This window comes from Streptococcus sp. HMSC057G03, from assembly GCF_001808745.1.
Taxonomy (GTDB): Bacteria; Bacillota; Bacilli; order Lactobacillales; family Streptococcaceae; genus Streptococcus; species Streptococcus parasanguinis_Z.
The window spans coordinates 186306-187024 of sequence record NZ_KV794423.1 but is presented as its reverse complement, the minus strand read 5'-3'; the positions used below and the strand labels follow the sequence as shown (position 1 = coordinate 187024).

1 protein-coding gene is annotated in these 719 nt (G+C 39.6%); it reads left to right on the top strand.

Going from position 1 to position 719, the window contains the following annotated elements; all coding sequences use genetic code 11:
- Positions 1–719, top strand: a 719-nt coding sequence (locus tag HMPREF2686_RS10670; protein WP_315940699.1) for a Spy0128 family protein, incomplete at both ends; no start/stop codon positions are given.

The following is a 719-nucleotide window of genomic DNA, read 5'->3' as shown; positions in this document are numbered from 1 at the left end:
GAAAAACCAAACAAACCAACTGAAAAACGTGTCAACAGTGTTCCAGTTCCACTTGATCTTAAATTCACGAAATCTCTTGAAGGTCGTCAATTGAAAGATCAAGAATTCACATTCGTTCTTAAGAAAGATGGCAATGTTGTCGAAACAGTGAAGAATGATGCGACTGGTAAGGTTAACTTCACTCAACTTAAGTTTGGTAAAGATGATCTTGGTAAGACATACAACTACACTGTAGAAGAAGTTCGTGGTACAGATAGCACCGTTTCTTACGACCCAATGGTTGCAACTGTGAAAGTTGTGGTTTCTCACGACGGTACAGCTAAAGCAATCGTAGCGAATGTAACAGATGCTGCTGATAAAGAGTTTAACAACCGTGTCACTCCTCCAGAAGAACCTAAGTTCCAACCAGAGAAATACGTTGTTTCTGAAGAGAAATTCGATATCACTGGTGACAAGCTCGTTGATGATGATAAAGAGTTAGCAGACAAGTACGCAGATACAAATGCGAACCCATATGCGGACGATGCATCAAATAACGAAAAACAAAACTTGAATACCAAGACTGTGAAACGTGGCGACAAGTTGGTTTACCAAGTATGGTTGGATACAACTAAATTCGACGCAGCTAACAAGGACAACATCCAATCAGTAGGTATCTCAGATGACTACGATGAAACTAAGTTGGATCTTGATTCTACTAAGATCAAAGCTTACGATTC